At 74.3% G+C, this 16522-nt stretch carries 10 protein-coding genes; 5 read left to right on the plus strand and 5 right to left on the minus strand.

Annotated elements, in window-relative coordinates; genetic code table 11:
- Positions 1–132 precede the first annotated feature (132 nt).
- The 5 genes from Voc01_RS37420 to Voc01_RS37440 are packed head-to-tail and all read right to left on the minus strand — an operon-like array spanning position 133 to position 7137.
- Positions 133–1434 carry a vWA domain-containing protein gene (locus Voc01_RS37420; RefSeq protein ID WP_203932411.1) on the minus strand — a complete coding sequence of 434 codons (1302 nt, stop codon included), beginning with the start codon at positions 1432–1434 and terminating at the stop codon, positions 133–135.
- Positions 1431–2417 carry a PP2C family protein-serine/threonine phosphatase gene (locus tag Voc01_RS37425; RefSeq protein WP_203932412.1) on the minus strand — a complete coding sequence of 329 codons (987 nt, stop codon included), beginning with the start codon at positions 2415–2417 and terminating at the stop codon, positions 1431–1433. Before Voc01_RS37425 ends, Voc01_RS37420 begins: the two co-directional genes overlap by 4 nt.
- Entirely contained in the window at positions 2408–4840 is a 2433-nt protein-coding gene (locus Voc01_RS37430; RefSeq protein WP_203932413.1) for a serine/threonine-protein kinase, read from the minus strand. The genes Voc01_RS37425 and Voc01_RS37430 overlap by 10 nt, the downstream gene beginning before the upstream one ends.
- A gap of 33 nt (positions 4841–4873) precedes the next feature.
- Entirely contained in the window at positions 4874–5845 is a 972-nt protein-coding gene (locus Voc01_RS37435) for a glutamate ABC transporter substrate-binding protein (protein ID WP_203932414.1), read from the minus strand.
- On the minus strand, positions 5842–7137 hold the full coding sequence (locus Voc01_RS37440) for a GlnX family signal transduction membrane protein (protein WP_203932415.1): 1296 nt from the start codon (positions 7135–7137) through the stop codon (positions 5842–5844). The genes Voc01_RS37435 and Voc01_RS37440 overlap by 4 nt, the downstream gene beginning before the upstream one ends.
- 116 nt (positions 7138–7253) lie before the next feature.
- Here Voc01_RS37440 and Voc01_RS37445 point away from each other — a divergent pair, with 116 nt between their 5' ends.
- From Voc01_RS37445 to Voc01_RS37465, 5 genes are all read left to right on the plus strand, one after another.
- Entirely contained in the window at positions 7254–9422 is a 2169-nt protein-coding gene (locus tag Voc01_RS37445; RefSeq protein WP_239160787.1) for a substrate-binding domain-containing protein, read from the plus strand.
- Positions 9423–9505: 83 nt separating this feature from the next.
- Positions 9506–9997 (plus strand): SRPBCC family protein, encoded by a 492-nt coding sequence (locus Voc01_RS37450; protein WP_203932417.1) that lies wholly within the window; start codon positions 9506–9508, stop codon positions 9995–9997.
- A gap of 306 nt (positions 9998–10303) precedes the next feature.
- On the plus strand, positions 10304–12163 hold the full coding sequence (locus Voc01_RS37455; protein WP_203932418.1) for an ankyrin repeat domain-containing protein: 1860 nt from the start codon (positions 10304–10306) through the stop codon (positions 12161–12163).
- Positions 12160–13848 carry a serine/threonine-protein kinase gene (locus Voc01_RS37460; RefSeq protein WP_203932419.1) on the plus strand — a complete coding sequence of 563 codons (1689 nt, stop codon included), beginning with the start codon at positions 12160–12162 and terminating at the stop codon, positions 13846–13848. The genes Voc01_RS37455 and Voc01_RS37460 overlap by 4 nt, the downstream gene beginning before the upstream one ends.
- A gap of 140 nt (positions 13849–13988) precedes the next feature.
- A complete protein-coding gene (locus Voc01_RS37465) occupies positions 13989–16520 on the plus strand; it encodes a putative bifunctional diguanylate cyclase/phosphodiesterase (RefSeq protein WP_203932420.1) in 2532 nt (843 codons plus the stop codon).
- Positions 16521–16522 lie beyond the last annotated feature (2 nt).

The raw sequence follows: 16522 nt of genomic DNA on the forward strand, positions 1-16522 counted from the left end.
GTGAGCTCCTCGGGCGGGTTGGGGGGACTCAGACTGGGAGCGCTCCCACCATACATTGAGACATCGAGATATGTCACACGGACGGAGCTGGTCGGCCGTCGCCGATGCGGTTTCGCGGCCCGGCGGCTCCCGTCAGCTCCGCCGGACCTGGCTGGTCTTGCGGGACTCGACGGAGGCGATCTCGGCGTCGACGTCGACGTCGGCGTGCTCGGTGCGCCTGCGGAGCCGGACCGTGCCGCTGGGCGCGTCGATCACGTCGACCACGCGGGCGAGCAGATTCGCCTTGTCGACGTTGCCGGACTCGTGTGCGAGCCTGACCGCCCTGCCGAGCTGCGCGGTCGCCTTCTCCAGGTCGCCGGCCGTCCGGGCGGCGAGCCCTTCCTGGATCACCGCCGCCAGCTCGGCCTGCCCGTCGACCTGGGCCACCTGGGGGATGACGCGGGTCGAGTACGCGAGGTCGTCGGTCCACACCACGCGCAGCCGCCCCTGGGCGAGCACGTCGTCGCGGTGTACGAGGCTGACCCGGGCGGCCAGGATCTCCTGTCCGACCGGCTCGGGCGTGACCTCGACCGAGACGTGGTAGTCGCGGGTCTCCGCGCCCCAGGCCCCGACCGGGTACTCGCCGACCCGGGCGCTGACGTCGGTGCGTCGGTCGGTGAGGTCGACGATGTCCGGGAAGACCTGCTTGACGAACCGGACCCGCGAACCTGCCGGGGTCCACAGCCGTAGTGCCACGTCGGCCATCGACTTGCCCATCGCCGCCTGCATCATCTGCCGGAAGTCGTCGGCGAGGTCGGACGGGTCCTTGATCCCGTCGGCGGACCCGTGCAGTTGCTCGGCGATGAGCAGCAGGTCGCGGGCGAGCCAGCCGCGCCCGACGCCGCGGCTGTCGCAGGAGAACCGGCCGACGCAGCGGTCCAGTGCCGACTGGAACTCCTGGGCCGCTTCCGTGTTCTCGCCGTCGGTGAGCAGGATCGCGTGTTTCAGCTCCGCGGTACTGGCCGCGAAACGGGACAGGGTCAGGTCGAGCCAGGTACTGAACGAGGTGCCACCGCTGGTGCGTAGACCGCGGACGGCCGCCTTGGCCTCCTGGCGGGTCCGCTCCGACGCCACGGCGAGCGGAGCGTCCCCGTTGCCCGGGTACACGGGCCAGGCGTGGTGGCTCCCGCCGATGATGGCGAACTGGACCCCGTCGCGGATCGTGTCGATCGCGACGCCGGCGGCGTTCCGGGCGGCGCGGATGTTGTTCCCCTCCATCGACCCGGAGCAGTCGATCATGATGATCTCGGCGGCCGAGGCACGCGTGCCGGCGGCCGCCCGGGCGGCGCCCTCGCCCATCGTCACCGTGACGACCGCGTCGACGACGGTGCCGCCTTCCGGCAGGTACTCGTTGTGGAAGACCTCCACCTGGACCACCTGGGCGTCACCTGTCATCGGTACGGACCTCCTTCGGGGATCGGGAAGGGCAGCACGGCGACGGCGATGTTGTCGCCGCCACCGGAGTCGAGTGCGAACCGGACGAGCCGCCGCACGAGCCCGGCGGGCTGGTCGGTGGGCGGTTCGGCGGGCTGACCGCCCGCCAGCGCCGCGAGCCGGTCGGCGTCGGCGAGGTACCGGGACAGCCCGTCGGAGCAGAGCACGAGACGGCCCGGGGTCGCATCGTCCACTGTGGCCACCCGGGCGGCGACCGGGCCGGCGTCGGCACCGACCCAGCGGGTCAGCGCGGCGGCGTCCGGACCGGCGTCCGCCGCGACCGGTACCCCGGCCGCGGCGAGCTGCGCGCCGAGCGAGTCGTCCTCGGTGAGCGGGCGTGCCGGTCCCGCCCGCGGCAGCCAGTAGGCGCGGCTGTCGCCCGCCCAGCCGACCGTCACCGTGCCCGCCGTCACGACGCCGGACACGTACGTGCAGCTCGGCGGGTTCGCCCGGTTCTCGTCGGTGGCCAGGCCGGCGACCGCGGCACGGGCGGCGGCGAACCCGGACCGGGTCGCCTCGGCCGGGTCGGCCCCGCGGTCGAGCGCGACGAGCACCGCGTCGACGGCCGCGCCGACCGCGACCGTCGCGGCGGTGTCCGCGTCGGTGGAGGTGGAGATCCCGTCGCAGACCACCGCCACCGTCGCGCCGCCGGTGCGCCCGATCGCGACCGCGTCCTCGTTGCGCCGCCGCCGGTGGCCACGGTCGGTCGCCGCGGCGACCCCGGGCAGCTCGAGTTCGGTGCGTTCCCGACCGGCGGGGCGGCGTCGGCCGCAGCCGTCGCAGAACCCGTCGGCGGCCGTCTCCGCGCTGCCGCAGCCGGTGCACGGCGCGGCCGGCAGCGCTGATGTGAGCCGGCCCGCTGTGCCGAGCCGCGCACCGCACGCCTCGCAGTACCGGTCGGTCGGCTCGGCCGGCGCGGCGCAGGACGGGCAGCTCACAGCCACGTCCGGGGACGCACCCGGTTGGCCCGGTAGACGAGCGCGATCCGCGCGTCGCGGTCCGGCGCGAGCGTGGCGAGGGACCGGTAGGCGCGCTCCAGGCCGAACCGCAGGTCCCGGTCGGTGAACGGGTGCCCGAGCAGCGTCGCCGTGCCGCCGGACCGGCCGCCGCGCAGCCAGTCGAGGGCCGCCTCGAACAGCTCCACCGCCAGGTCGGACCGACGCTCCAGGTCCAGCTGGAGCCGTTCGATCCGGTCAGCGGCGTCGACCAGGTCGGTCGCCGAGGCGGGGGCGGCGTTGCGGACCCGCGCCCGGGCGGCGGCGATCTGGGCGGTGAGGTGGTGGCTGGAACTGGCCGGGACGTCGTCGAGCACGCCGATCGCGCCGGTCGCGTCTCCACCGGCGAGCAGGATGCGTGCCTGGCCGAACGCGGCGCTGACGAACGTCCGGTCGGTGCGCCACACCCTCTCGTACAGGCGCAGTGCCCGCGCGGTGTCACCGGCCCACTCGGCGGCCGCCGCGACCGCCAGCTGTGGGGCCAGCTCCCCGGGAAGCACGCCGTACACGGCGTCGAACGCGCCCACGGCGTCGGCCGGCCGCCCGGCGGCGAGCGCGGCCAGGCCGCGGTACCAGCCGACCCGCCAGTCGAGCGGATCGGCCGCGCCTAGCCGGTCGAGGTCGGCGGTCGCGCCGGCGCGGTCACCCTGCGCGATACGGGCCCGGACGACGGCGAACAGCACCTCGGTGCTGCCGGCCGGCGCGGACGCGGCGAGCCTGGTGAGCGTCTTCAGGTCACCGCTCTGCGCGGCGAGCAGCAGCGAAGAACCGGGGTCGGTCATGTCGGCCCGCGGCACCGGCAGCGCGGCGGCCATCACCGCACCGTCGAACGGGCCGTCCGCGGCCGGCCCCACCGGTCCGATCCCGGCCCCGAACGTGCCCCGCTCCGCGGTGAACTGGGCGGAGTCGGCCGGCGGGAGCGCCCGTCCCCCGGCGGCGAGCACCTGACGCAGCACGCCGAGCAGCTGCTCGCCCATCTCGGCCGCGCTCTGGAACCGGCGGTCCGGGTCGGCGTGCGTCGCGCGCATCAGGAAGCGCCGGTAGGACTCCTGCCCGGCCAGCAGGGGCGCGTCGACCGGGTCGGGCAGCCGGTCGACGTACGTGCTGGAGAAACCCCGGAAGTCCAGGCTCAGCACCGCCATCGTCCGGGCCACGGTGTACAGGTCGGAGGTGACCGACGGGCCGACGCTCTCCACCTCGGGCGCCTGGTAACCGACCGTGCCCCAGACCGCGCTGACGTCGTCGACCTCGCGCCGCACCGCACCGAGGTCCACCAGCTTGAGCCGGTCGTCGGTGTGGATGGCGTTGTCCGGCTTGAAGTCGCAGTACAGCAGCCCCCGGTCGTGGAGATAGCCGAACGCGGGGAGGATCTCCAGCCCGTACGCGAGGACGCGGTCGAGCGGGAGCGGACCGCCGACGTCGAGGCGCAGGTCCTTGAGCGAGCGACCGCCGACGTACTCCATGACGATGTAGCCGACGCCCGCGTGCTGGACGAAGTCGTGGATCTTCACGATGCCGGGGTGGTCGACCTCGACCAGGAAGCGCCGCTCGGTGACGGCGGCGGCCATCGCGTCGGCGTCACCGGTGTCGATCAGTCCTTTGAGGACGACCCAGCGGTCGCTGACCTCGTCGCCGACGTTCTTGTCGCGGGCCAGGTAGATCCAGCCGAGGCCGCCGAACGCGAGGCAGCCCAGCGTCTCGTACCGGCCGCCGACCAGGATGCCGGGCTTCAGCCGGGGCACGAACGAGAACGGCGAGCCGCATTCGGCGCAGAATCCCTCGACCAGCCCGGGTTGGCCCGCCTTGCCGCGCCCGACCGGCCGCTCACAGTCCGGGTTGCCGCAGAAGCGGCGGCGCTCCGGCACCTGGGGGTCGGCCAGGATGGCGGTGGCCGGGTCGCGGGCCGGCACCACCGGCATGTCGAAGAGCCCGTGCCCGGCCCGGCCGCGGACCGAGCCCCGGACGCGCCCGCTGGTCCGGCCACCGGTGCGCCCGCTGGTCCGCCCGCTGGACGGGCCACTGGACCGGCCACTGGACCGGCCACTGGACCGGCCACTGCCACCGGTCACGGTTCCCGGAGAGCCGGTCGGCCCCGCGGCGGCGACGCCGGCCGACACCCGGTGGCCGCATTCGTCGCAGTATCCGTCCGCCTCGTACGTCCCGGCGCATCCGGAACGCTGGCACGGCTGACCGGCCGGGGAGCCCGGCGGGCCGGTCGCCACGCCCGGCCCGCCGGCCGGCGCTACGGGCGGCGCCCCGGCCGGCTCCGCGGCGACCCCGCCGGCGGACACCTTGTGGCCGCACTCGTCGCAGTATCCGTCCGGCTCGTACGTCCCGGCGCATCCGGGACGCTGGCACGGCTGACCGGTCATGCCACCCCACCTACCTGACCCACGTGACCGTTCTCAGTCCTGGTACTGCGGCGCCGGCGGCGCCGGGGTCGGCCCGAGCCGATGGAGCCAGCGGGTGTAGATGGCGGCCCACGTACCGTCGGCACGGATGCGCTCGAAGACGCCGTTGATGAACCGGGCGAAGTCGACGTGGGCCTTCGGCACCCCGATCGCGGACGGCTCGTCGGTGATCCCCGCACCGGTGATCTCGGTGGCGGGGTCCTGCGCGGCGAGCGCGGCGAGCAGCACGTCGATCGTGGACACCGCGTCGACCTGGGCCTGCTGCAGCAGGATGAGGCAGTCGAGGGTGCTGTCGGTGCCGACCGGAATCGGCTTCGACGGCGCGCTCGCGATCACCCGGATGCTGGTGCTGCCCTTGGTGGCGCAGACCTTCTTCCCACCGAGGTCCTCGAAGCCGTCGATCCCGCTGCCCTTGTTGACCAGGAGCCGCTGCCGCGAGGTCAGGTACTCGGTCGAGAACGTGATCTGCTGCCACCGCTCGCAGGTCATCGTCATGGTGCGGACGACCATGTCGACCTCCTTACGCTCCAGGACCGGGATGCGGTCGGCCGTGGTGATCGCCCGGAACTGCACCGCCTCCGGGTCGCCGAACAGTGCCCGCGCCACCTCCTTCGCGATCTCGATCTCGAAACCGGCGAGCTGGCCGGTGTCGGGGTCGCGGAAGCCGAAGAGGTAGGCGTTCTGGTCCACGCCCACGATCAGCCGTCCCCGCTGGACGATCGAGGCCATGGTGCTGCCGGCCGGCATCTGTCGCGGCGCGGGCAGGGCGCCCTGCGGGCGGTAGCTGGCCCGGGGCACACAGTTCGGCGGCTGGGCGCTGGGGAAGGTCACCTTCGCCGGGTCCTCCACGCCGACCGGCGGGGGCACCCTGCCGGACGGTGCGGCCGGGTCGGACGTCTCCCGCGCGCTGCCGCAGGCGGCGAGCAGCGTCAGGACGGTCAGCGCGGTGGCGATCCGGCGCGTCATCGGTACTCCCCGATCCGTGGATACATGCCGACCGCGACGCCGGCCACCAGCAGCACCGTGAGCAGCACGACCGCGACTTCGGCGCCGGTGAGCGCGCCGGCGGCGCCGTCGGCGTGCTCGTCGAAACGGAGGTCGGCGGCGGCGATGCCCTTGCCGATCGCCGTGTCGAGGGCGGTGAAGAGAGCGGTCGCGGTATCGGCACCCGGGTCGACGGCGAGCCGGACCGCGTCGACGTACCGGCCGGCGCTGTCGAGGTCGCGGACCTCCTGGTGGACGGCGTGCCACCGCCGGGCGTGGCCCTGCGCCTCGGCGACCACCGCCCGGTCGGAGGGGGTCGCCGCCATCGCGTGTGCCCGCCCGAGCAGGCCGCCCGACCCGTCGGTGCCGACGAGCCGGTCGAACGCCTGCCCGAACTCGGTGTCGTAGCGCGCCCCGTCGCCGCGGGCGATGAGCGTGAGCGCCTCGTCGGCCCGGGCCTCCGCCGCCGCGACCCGCGCCTCGGCGAGCAGCTTCACCAGCGCCGAACCCTCGGTGCGGCCCCCCTCGACCCGGTCGCCGGCCGCGACGAGCGCGACCGACGCCCAGCCGAGCGCGAGCGCCGCGGCCAGGGTCGCGGCGACGAGACCCGGGTTGACGACCCGGTTGGTGCTGCGGGTCATGAGCACCTGCGCGGCGACCAGCGCCACGAGCATGACGACGCCGAGCAGCACGATGCCCCACGGGAACCCGGCGGCGTCGCGCTGCGCGGCCACCAGACGGTCGGTCTCCGCGGCGAGCAGCTCTTTCGCGGCCGGCAGCAGCGTCTCCCGCATCAGGGCCGACGCCTGCCGCAGGTAGCCGCCGCCGAGCGGCAGGCCCTGCCGGTTGTAGGTGCGGGCGGTCTCGATCAGTCCGGCGTAGATGGGAAGCTGCGCGACGAGCACGGTCAGGGACTCGGCGCCCCGGCCGTCGGCGTCGCGCTGGGCCACGCTCAGCGACGAGGTCGCCTGGGCCATGTCGTCCAGGTACCGCTGGCGCAACTCCGGCGGCTCGACCCCGTCGGTCAGGAACGCCGCGGCGGCCGTGGCGTCGGCGTCCGACAGCGACCGGTAGAGCTGCTGCGCGTGGACGCTCAGCGGCCCGCTGAACTCGCCGATGTCGCGGACCAGGGCGGTGCGCCGTTGCACGGCGAGCCACCCGACGAGGCCGAACACCAGACCGACGACCACCAGCGCGACGGCCATCGCCGTCAGTAGGCCGGGCACCGTGCCGAGCCGGTGCCGGAGCCGGTCGATCCCCGCTCTGAACGCCACGGACACCCCCCGATCGTCGCTGGCTCCAAACGTATCGATCAGCGTCAAGTGTCGGGCGGAATCGGTCTGCCGACGGCTCTGTCGCCCGGCGGCGACCGTAGGGTCGACGCGTGACGATGGACGGCTACCGGCTCGGGGTGGACTTCGGGACCTCGAACACCGTCGCGGTGCTGAGGTGGCCGGACGGGCATGTGCGGCCGCTGCTGTTCGACGGGTCGCCGCTGCTCCCCTCGGCGGTGTTCGCCGATCCGGCCGGTGGGCTGCTCGTGGGCCGCGACGCCGTGCACGCCGCCCGCGTCGATCCGGGGAGCTTCGAGCCGCATCCGAAGCGCCGCGTCGACGAGGGCACGGTGCTGCTCGGCGCGGCCGAGGTCGCCGTCACCGATCTGTTCGCCGCGGTGCTGGGTCGCGTCGTGGCGGAGGTCGACCGGGTCGCGCCGGCGCGACCGTCCACTGTGGTCCTCACCCATCCCGCGTCGTGGGGACCGCGACGGCGTGACCTGCTGGCGGCGGCGGCCACGGCGGTCGGCATGGCCGGGGTGCGGCTGGTGCCCGAGCCGGTGGCGGCCGCGGCGTACCTGGTGCGGATGGCGGGCGTGCGGGTGCCCGTGGGCGGTCACGCGGTCGTGTACGACCTCGGCGCCGGCACCTTCGACGCGACCGTGCTGCGCCGCACCGCCGACGGCTTCGACGTGCTCGCCAGCCGCGGCCTCGACGACGCCGGCGGCCTGGACGTCGACGCGGCCCTCGTCGAGTCGCTCGGCGCGGTGTACCGGCCCCGCGACCCGGACGTGTGGCACCGCCTCACCGCCCCGGCGACCCCGGCCGACCGGCGGGCCTCGGCCCAGGTGTGGAACGACGTGCGCACCGCGAAGGAGACGTTGTCGCGCCTCGCCGCGACGCTGGTCCACCTGCCGTTGCTCGACGTCGACGCGCCGATCGGTCGCGAGCACCTCGACGAGGTGGCCCGACCGGTCGTCGACCGGACCGTCGAGGCCACCGCCGCGGTGATCCGGCAGGCCGGGCTGCGACCGGCCGACGTCGCGGGGGTGTTCCTGGTCGGCGGCGCCAGCCGGCTGCCGCTGGTCGCGACGAGGCTGCACGCCACGCTCGGGTTGACGGCGTTCGTCACCGAGCAGCCCGAGCTCGTCGTCGCGGAGGGCAGCCTGCATGCGGTCCCGGAGGAACAACCGCGACCACAGGCGGCGCCACAGCCCGCGCCACAGGCGGCGCCACAGCCCGCGCCACAGCCCGCGCCCGTCGCGGCGGCCCGGACCCGGTGGTGGCGCCCGGCTCTGGCGGTCGCGGCGGTGCTGGCCGTCGCCAACGTGCTGCTCGTCGTGGTCCTCAACCTCGGCGACGACGAACCCGGCGGCGGCCCCTCGACCGCGACCTCGACCTCCGCGGCGGCCGCGCGGTTCACGCTCGGCTTCGCGCAGGCGAGCTCGGTGGGCGCGTGGCGCGGGGCGAACACCCGCTCCGTCCAGGAGGCCGCCACCGCGGCCAACGTCGAGCTCGTCTACGCCGACGCGGACCTGAAGCTCCAGAGCCAGATCGAGGCCGTGCGGTCGTTCATCGCGCGCGGGGTCGACGTCATCGCGCTCCCACCGGTGGTCGCGAGCGGGTGGGACGCGGTGCTGGGCGAGGCGAAGGCCGCGGGCATCCCCGTCATCGTCCTCGACCGGCCGATCGACACCCGCGACACCTCGCTCTACCGGTCGCTGCTCGCGTCGGACCTCGTCGCGGAGGGCCGCAGGGCCGGCGAGTGGGTCGCGCGCACGTTCACGACGGGCAGCGTGGCGATCGCCGAACTCCAGGGCACGCGCGGCTCCAGCGTGACGATCGACCGCAGCACCGGCTTCAACGACGCCATCCTCGCCAGCTCGCGGCTGCGGATCGCCGAGAGACGGACCGGCGACTTCAGCCGCAGCGGTGGACAGGAGGCGATGCGGTCGATCCTGGCCACCAACCCCGACATCGACGTGGTCTTCGCCCACAACGACGACATGGCCGTCGGCGCGGTCCAGGCCATGGTCGCCGCCGGCCGGGCACCGGGCACCGACATCGCCGTCGTGTCCATCGACGGCGTTCGTGACGCCATGACCGAGCTCGCCGCCGGACGCATCAACTACATCGTGGAGTGCAGCCCGAACCTGGGCCCGCAGCTGATGGACCTCGCCCGCAAGGTGCACCGCGGTGAGAAGGTGCCGCCGCGGGTCGCCGTCGAGGAGACGACGTTCGACCGGGAGCAGGCCCGGCAGGCGCTGCCCACCCGCACGTACTGAACGGACACACTCCATTAGATTGGACTAATATAAGCCGACACTGTTAGTGTGCGCTGTCCACCCGAGAACCGGAGCGCGCCAGCATGAAGTACACCGTCTCGATCGAGATCGCCCTGCCGCGCGAGACGGTGGTCCAGCTGCTCGCCGACCCGCGGCACCTGCCGAAGTGGCTGCGGGGCCTCGTGCTCCACGAGCCGCTGAACGGAACGCACGGGCAGGTCGGCACCCGGTCGCGGGTCGTCCTCCAGATGGGCACGCAGAAGGTCGAGGCCACCGAGACCATCACTCGCCGCGAACCGGAGGACCTGAGCCGGATCCCGGCGGAGACCGTCGTCCACTACGAGCGCGAGATCGTCGCGCCGGGCATGTGGAGTGCCGCGCGTGAACGGTTCACCGAGAGCGGCCCGGGCACGACGCTGTGGGCGAGCGAGAACGAGTACCGGTTCAGTGGCGTGCTGATGCGGATGGTCGGACTGCTGATGCCCGGCTCCTTCCGCAAGCAGTCGCGGCGGCACATGGAGGACTTCAAGGCGTTCGCCGAGCGGGGGACGGACGTGCGCGACAGCGTGCCCTGAGGGCTGCGGGCGGTCCGGTTGCGGGGAGCTGCGCGGCCGAGGATCATGGATTGATCTACGCCGACATCCTCCCGGCGCCGCGCCGGTCGGTGCCGGTGCGGCGGCTGGTCGATGCCGACCTGCCCGTCGAACGGGGACGGATGCTCGGATCCGGGCCGGTACGGCAACGCGTGCGCTACCACGCCCCGCGGATCGCGCGGGCGGTGCCCGGTGCGGCCGCCGTCGCGGTGCCGCGCATGAGATGCCGGCCGCGCGTGTCCTGCCACTGGACGGGGTGGGCTGGCACCGGCCCGTCAGACTGGGCGCGTGAGCCGGGACGAGGAGCAGACGGGGCCGCTGTACGCCGTCCCGGCCGCGATGGTGGCGGCGGTGGCCGCGCGGCGGGCAGTGGGTGACTGGCGTGGCGCCTGCGCCGCGGCCGGAATGGACGTCGCCGTCGACCTCCCCGCGATCGCCCGGCGGCACGGCATCGAGGTGGCCGCGGCGGTACAGGCCGACGTGCGGCACCTGCTGCCCGATCTGGTGCGGTGGCACCTGCCGCGGCGCGGATCGGGCGGATGGGCGCCGCTCGAACCGCGTCTGGCGGTGCCGCTGGCGGTCTACCGCGGCGAGGGTTCCACCGTGGCGCTGCGGGTGCGCACACCGGAGTGGACGGACCGGCCGCAGCGGCTGCTGCTCGACGTGGCCCCGGTGACGTACGACCACCGGCTCGAGATCTCCCTCCGGGAGCGCTGGGACCACACCCGCTTCCGGTGGGACGCCCGTGAGACGTCCGGCCTGCTGCGGCACCTCGGTGGCGACCGGACGCCGTTCTTCCACCGCGACGGGCGGCCGCTGTCACCGGACGAGGTGCCACGCGAGCCACCGGAGAAGGCCGACCCGGTCGCGCTCGCCGAATGGGTCACGGTGGCACAGGACCGCGGTGACGACCTCGACGCGTGGCTGGTCGCCGGCGTCGACGCCGACTTCACCGTCCCGGAGCGCCTGCGCACCGTGGCCGGACATCCGGTGCTGACGCTCCAACGCGCCGCCGCCCTCGCGACCCTCCTGCCGCTGCTGCGGGCCGAACTCGACCGGCAGGGCGAGCCGTACCGGGCGCTGCTGTGCCCGACCGAGCCGGGGTGGGGGCGCGACGTCCTGGAGCTGAGCGTCGGGGTCGGTCCGGTGCGGGCACGGTTCTACGAACCGGCACCCGGCTCCTGCTTTCTCGTGCCGCTCGGCTGGTGGAGGCGCTCCGCGGACGTGGAGCTGCTGCGGTTCGGTCATACGCGTCCGGCGGCACTGCATCCGTCGGTGCGCGCGGCGTTGTTCCCGGACGAGCCGGCCGAGGAGCGCGGTGCCGCCTACGCCCCGCTGCCCGGCCCCGACGCGGGTGCGCCGGTCGCGGTGCGGTGCACCGGTGAGTGGCACCAGGTCAGGTGGGAGCCCGGCGGTCTGGCCACCCCGTCGCACGGAGCCGAGGACCTCCGACGGCACCGTGCCCTCGAAGCGCTCGGGGGTGCCGTCGCCGGCTGCTTCGCCGTCGCCCGCGCCTGGCGTGCGTACAACGGACAGCTGCCCGAGGCGATGGTGAGGCTGAAGGCCCACCTGGCCGCCGCCGCGGAACACGGCGACGTCGACGAGGTGGAGCGGTTGCTGGACGCGGGCGTGGACCCGGTCGGCGTCCGGGGCCAGGACCTGCGGACCCTGCTGCACCACGTCGGCCGGCTCGGCCGCGCCACGCTCGTGCCGCGGCTGGTCGGCGCCGGCATCGACGTGGACAGCGAGGACTCGCTCGACCGCACACCACTGCTCACGGCCCTGTCCGACGGTGCTCCGGCGGCGGTCGTCCACGCGCTGCTCGACGCCGGCGCCGACGCAACCTCGGTCGACGGGCGCGGGGTCGCCGCTCTGCACCTCGTCCGCACCCGTGACGCCGCCGACTTCGTCCCCCGGCTGGTGGCCGCCGGGGCGGGCGTCGAGATCGTGGACGACGAGGGCCTGACACCGTTGCTGTCCGTGCTCGACGTCGACACACCGGTCGAGGCGATCCGCGCGCTGCTCGACGCCGGCGCCGACCCGACCGAGCTCACCCGATGGTCGCGGAAGTCCATCGAGGAGATCGTCGCCGGGTACCGGCGTGGCGACCTGGGCTTCCTCATCGAGGCCTACCGGGCCAGACGATGAAACGGCACGACCGGCTGCGGGCGACCGTCGCCGAGGGCCTCGCCGGGTACGAGCTCGGCGATGTGTGGCAACGGGCGGCCAGCAGCCGGGTGTACGAGGGCCACGAACGCGGCGGTACGCGCCGGCCCGTCCTCGTGCGGGTCGCGGACCTGCCCGTCCGGCGGCCCGCTGACCGGCGCCGGTTCACCGACGAGGTCGCCGCTGCCGCCGCCCGGGCCACGGCGGGACACACCGTCCGCCTGGTCGACAGCGGCCTGCTGCCGACCGGCCATCCGTACCTCGTGACGGGCTACGTCCCGTCCACGCTGGCCGACCGGGTCGACAGGCACGGGCCGGTGCTCCCGGCGCGGGCGGCCGACTACGGCACCCAGGTCGGGCTGGCGCTGGACGCGCTGCACCGCGGCGGGACCGTGCACGGCGCGGTGACGCCGCGGGTCGTGCTGCTCCGCGCCGGTCAGGCGAAGCTCGACGTCTTCGGGGTCACGGCGATGACCGAACCCGGGGAGCCGGTCGCGGTCGAGGGGTACCTGCCGCTGGAGTACCTGGCGCCCGAGGTCGTCCACATGCGCCGGTCGACGCCGGCCACCGACGTCTACTCGCTGGCCGCCACCCTGTACGGGGCCGTGTCCGGTCGGCCGCCGCGGTGGCCGGCCGACCGCCACCCCGACCTCCTCGAGCAGCTGCGGATGTTCGACGAGCCGCTGCCCGACGTGCCCGGGGTGCCACCGTCGCTGACGGCGGTGCTGCGACAAGCAATGAGCACGGAACCGGAGCTGCGGCAGGCCACCATGGCCGAGCTCGTCGAGGATCTGCGCCGGTGCCACCGCGCCACCTGGCAGGACTACGAGACCGGGCGCCACGCGGCCGTGGCACAGGCCCTCCCGGCGTACGAGGTCGGACACCCGCCCGTGCGCGGCACCCACTGCCGCGCCTACCGGGCGCACGAGCGGTCCGGACCGCGCCGACCCGTGACGGTGACGGTCGGGGACCACCCGGTGACGACCCCGCGGCGCGCGCACGGGTTCGACGTGGAGGTCGCGGCCGCCGCGGACCGGGCGGCGGCCGGGCACACCGTCGGGCTGTACGCCAGCGGGTTGCTGCCCGACGAACGCCACCCCTACCTGGTGACGGAGGCGCTGCCGTCGCTGGCGGCGCTCCTGGCCGCGGCCGGTCCGCTGCCCGCGGCGGAGGTCCTCGCGCGGGGCGTGCGGATCGGGCGGGTGCTGGCGGCCGCGCACCGCGCCGGCACCGTGCACCGCCACGTCACGCCGGACGCCGTGCTGCTGCGTGCCGACGGGTCGTGGGTGCTCGACGTGTTCGGCGTGCACACGATGGTCACCGCGGAGGAGCCCGGCCAGGTCATCAGTCCCGGGTCGCTGCGGGCGCTGCTGGCGTACCGGTCGCCCGAGGCCGTGGGCGCCGGGTGGACCCCGTCCGGCGACCTCTACTCGCTGGCCGCGACGCTGTACGGGGCACTGGCGGGCCGTCCGCCCCACTGGCCGGACGAGGGTGACCTGACCCTGATCGAGGTGTTCGAGCGGGTGCGGGAACCGGTGCCGGACCCGCCCGGCGTCCCGGCGGGGCTCTGCGCGGTCCTGCGGCGGGCGCTCAGCTTCCGGCCGGAGGACCGCCAGCCGGACATGGACGGGCTGGTCGAGGAGCTGCTCGGCGTTGCCGCCCGGTGAGGGGTTCCACATACATAGCTTGACATCGATGGGGATCACGGGATCGACGCAGTATGGACACGTCTATGTCGTTCGATCGACCGGTGTTCTAGTCTCACCCACTGGGAGCGGGCGTTGATCGCCATCATGGACCGGGGGCGGTGAGGGTGGAAGCGAGGCAGGAGCCTGCCGCCGGCGCGGAGCCGGTCGTCGCGAACACCGCCGGGCGGCTCGCCATCTTCGTCGCCGTCCTGTGGTGGTCCGCCGTCGCGCTGGCGGTCGCGGGCGTCGTCCACTGTGCGGTCACCGGGTCGGGCGGGGCAGGACCGGCGACCGCGGTACCGGTGCTGCTCGGGCTGTCCATCGCGGTGGTACTGGCCGCGTTCGACCCGCTGCTGTTCATCAGGATCAAGACCGAACGCGGCTCCGTGTCCTACGGGTTCGGCGAGATCTCCTTCGTCGCCGCCTGCTACCTCGTTCCGCCGAACCTGCTCCCGGTCACCACGCTGGTCGGGGTGTTCTGCGCCCAGCTGACCAACCTGTGGCTGGGCCGGCTGCCGAGCTTCTCGCGGGTGCTGTCCAGCGCGGGCGCCCTGGCGTTGTCGTCCGTGGCCGGCGCGACGGTCGTCGCGGTCTCGGCGGGACCGGTGGTCGGCACGCTCACCCCGGCCGGTGCCGCCGCGGTGGGCGCCGGTGCGATGACGTTCTGCCTCGTGTCGGTGCTCCTGGTGTCGGCGCGCAACGCGATGACGCCGCCGACGCAGCCCTGGGCGGCGACGCTCCGGCCGGCGTTGTGGCGGAAGGTCCCGATGGGACTGGGCAACACCGCCGTCGGCCTCGTCGGGCTGACCGCCGTGTCGAGCACCCCCTGGTCGCTGCTCGCCGTGCCGCCGATCATCTGGCTCCTGCACCAGACGTATGCGTACCGGCTGCGGTCGGACAACGAGCGGAGCGCCTGGCGGACGTTCGCTGCGGCGACGCAGAACCTCAACCACGGCGACGAGCGTTCGCCGGTCGTGGCCGGCCTGACCGGGCTGCGCAAGCTGTTCCTGGCGCACCGGGCGGAGATCGTCATCGACGGGCTCGACGCGGAGCCACGCACGTTCCGGTTGGACGACGACGGGTCGGTGACCGGGTCGGACCCCGGGCACCCGGCCGACGGCCCACCGGTCGCGACGCGGCAGCTGCTGGTCGCCGGCGTCCGCGTCGGCGAGGTGCGCCTGTTCGGTCACCGGCCCCTGAAGGCCCGCGAGCTGCTGATGCTCGGCGCGTTCGGTGACGCGTTCGCCGCGTCCATGCACAACGCGGCCACCCAGGCCGAACTGCGGGCGCTGACCAAAAGCAACACCTACGACAGCGAGCGCGACGGCGTGACCGGGCTGGCCAACCGGCGCACCCTGCTGCGGGTGGGAAACGCGTCGCTCGGCCGGCTCGACGACGACGAGCCGGTGGCGCTGCTGTTCTTCGACGTCAACCACTTCAGGGAGATCAACACGACCCTGGGACATGCCGCCGGCGACGACCTCCTGCGGGTGACCGCGTACCGGCTGGCCGCCGACAGCGGGCCGGGGGAGCTGCTGGCGCGGCTCGGGGGCGACGAGTTCGCCCTGCTGCTGACCGGGGAGGCCGCCCACCTGCCGACCGTGCTGCACCGCGCCCGTCGCCTCGCCGACGCCCTGTCCGCGCCGACCGTGGCCGCCGGGGTGCAGGTCTCGATCGAGGCGTCGGTGGGCGTGGCGACCGCCGACCGCGGCGACGTCGACATGGCGGAGCTGCTACGCCGCGCCGAGACCGCGATGTACCGCGCGAAGCGCGAGCGGTCGACCGTCTCCTGCTACGACTCCGGTCAGGGCGAGGCCACCGTCGACCGGCTCGCGATGCTCGCCGAGCTGCGGGAGGCACTCGCCGACGACGACCAGCTGTTCCTGCTGCTGCACCCGACGGTCGTGCTGGAGGACTGCAGGACGGTGTCGGTCGAGGCGTTGGTGCGGTGGAGACATCCCCGGCGCGGCGAGCTCACGCCGGTCCACTTCGTCCGGACCGTCGAACAGAGCGACCTGCTGGCCCCGTTCACCCGGCACGTCCTCGACCTCGCGCTGGGCGTCTCGGCCCGGCTGCGCCGGCTCGGGGTCGACGTGCCGGTCTCGGTGAACCTGTCGCCGCGCAGCCTGCTCGACAGCGAGCTTCCCGCCGTGGTCGCGGACCTGCTCGGCCGGCACGGCGTACCCGCGTCGGGGCTGGTGTTCGAGATCATCGAAACCGTGGCGATCAGCCGGCAACCGGTCGTCGACGAGGTGCTCGCCGGACTGCGCACGCTGGGCGTCCAGCTGGCCGTCGACGACTTCGGCACCGGCTTCTCGGCGTTGACGTTCCTGACCCAGGTCCTGGTCGACGAGATCAAGATCGACCGTACGTTCGTGACCGGGATGTCGTCGTCGGCCGAGGCCGCGGCGATCGTCCGCACGACCATAGACCTGGGCCGTGAGCTCGGGCTGCGGGTCGTGGCCGAGGGCGTCGAGACCACCGCCCAGCGCAAGGCCCTGGTGGGCTTCGGCTGCCAGCTCGCCCAGGGGTTCCTGTTCCACCGCCCGGTACCGGTCGACGTGATGGTGCGGACGCTGGAGGACTCCGTATCGGCGCCGCCGTCGGTGCCGTTGCGCCTGGTGAACGTCGAGCACGAGCCGCCCGGGTAGCG

The sequence above is a fragment of the Virgisporangium ochraceum genome (assembly GCF_016863655.1).
Taxonomy (GTDB): Bacteria; Actinomycetota; Actinomycetes; order Mycobacteriales; family Micromonosporaceae; genus Virgisporangium; species Virgisporangium ochraceum.

Excerpts from the sequence above, each read along its gene's own strand:
- Voc01_RS37420 (WP_203932411.1), bottom strand. The coding sequence starts at position 1,434 with ATGACAGGTGACGCCCAGGTGGTCCAGGTGGAGGTCTTCCACAACGAG.
- Voc01_RS37430 (WP_203932413.1), bottom strand. The coding sequence starts at position 4,840 with ATGACCGGTCAGCCGTGCCAGCGTCCCGGATGCGCCGGGACGTACGAG.
- Voc01_RS37435 (WP_203932414.1), bottom strand. The coding sequence starts at position 5,845 with ATGACGCGCCGGATCGCCACCGCGCTGACCGTCCTGACGCTGCTCGCC.
- Voc01_RS37445 (WP_239160787.1), top strand. The coding sequence starts at position 7,254 with ATGGACGGCTACCGGCTCGGGGTGGACTTCGGGACCTCGAACACCGTC.
- Voc01_RS37450 (WP_203932417.1), top strand. The coding sequence starts at position 9,506 with ATGAAGTACACCGTCTCGATCGAGATCGCCCTGCCGCGCGAGACGGTG.
- Voc01_RS37460 (WP_203932419.1), top strand. The coding sequence starts at position 12,160 with ATGAAACGGCACGACCGGCTGCGGGCGACCGTCGCCGAGGGCCTCGCC.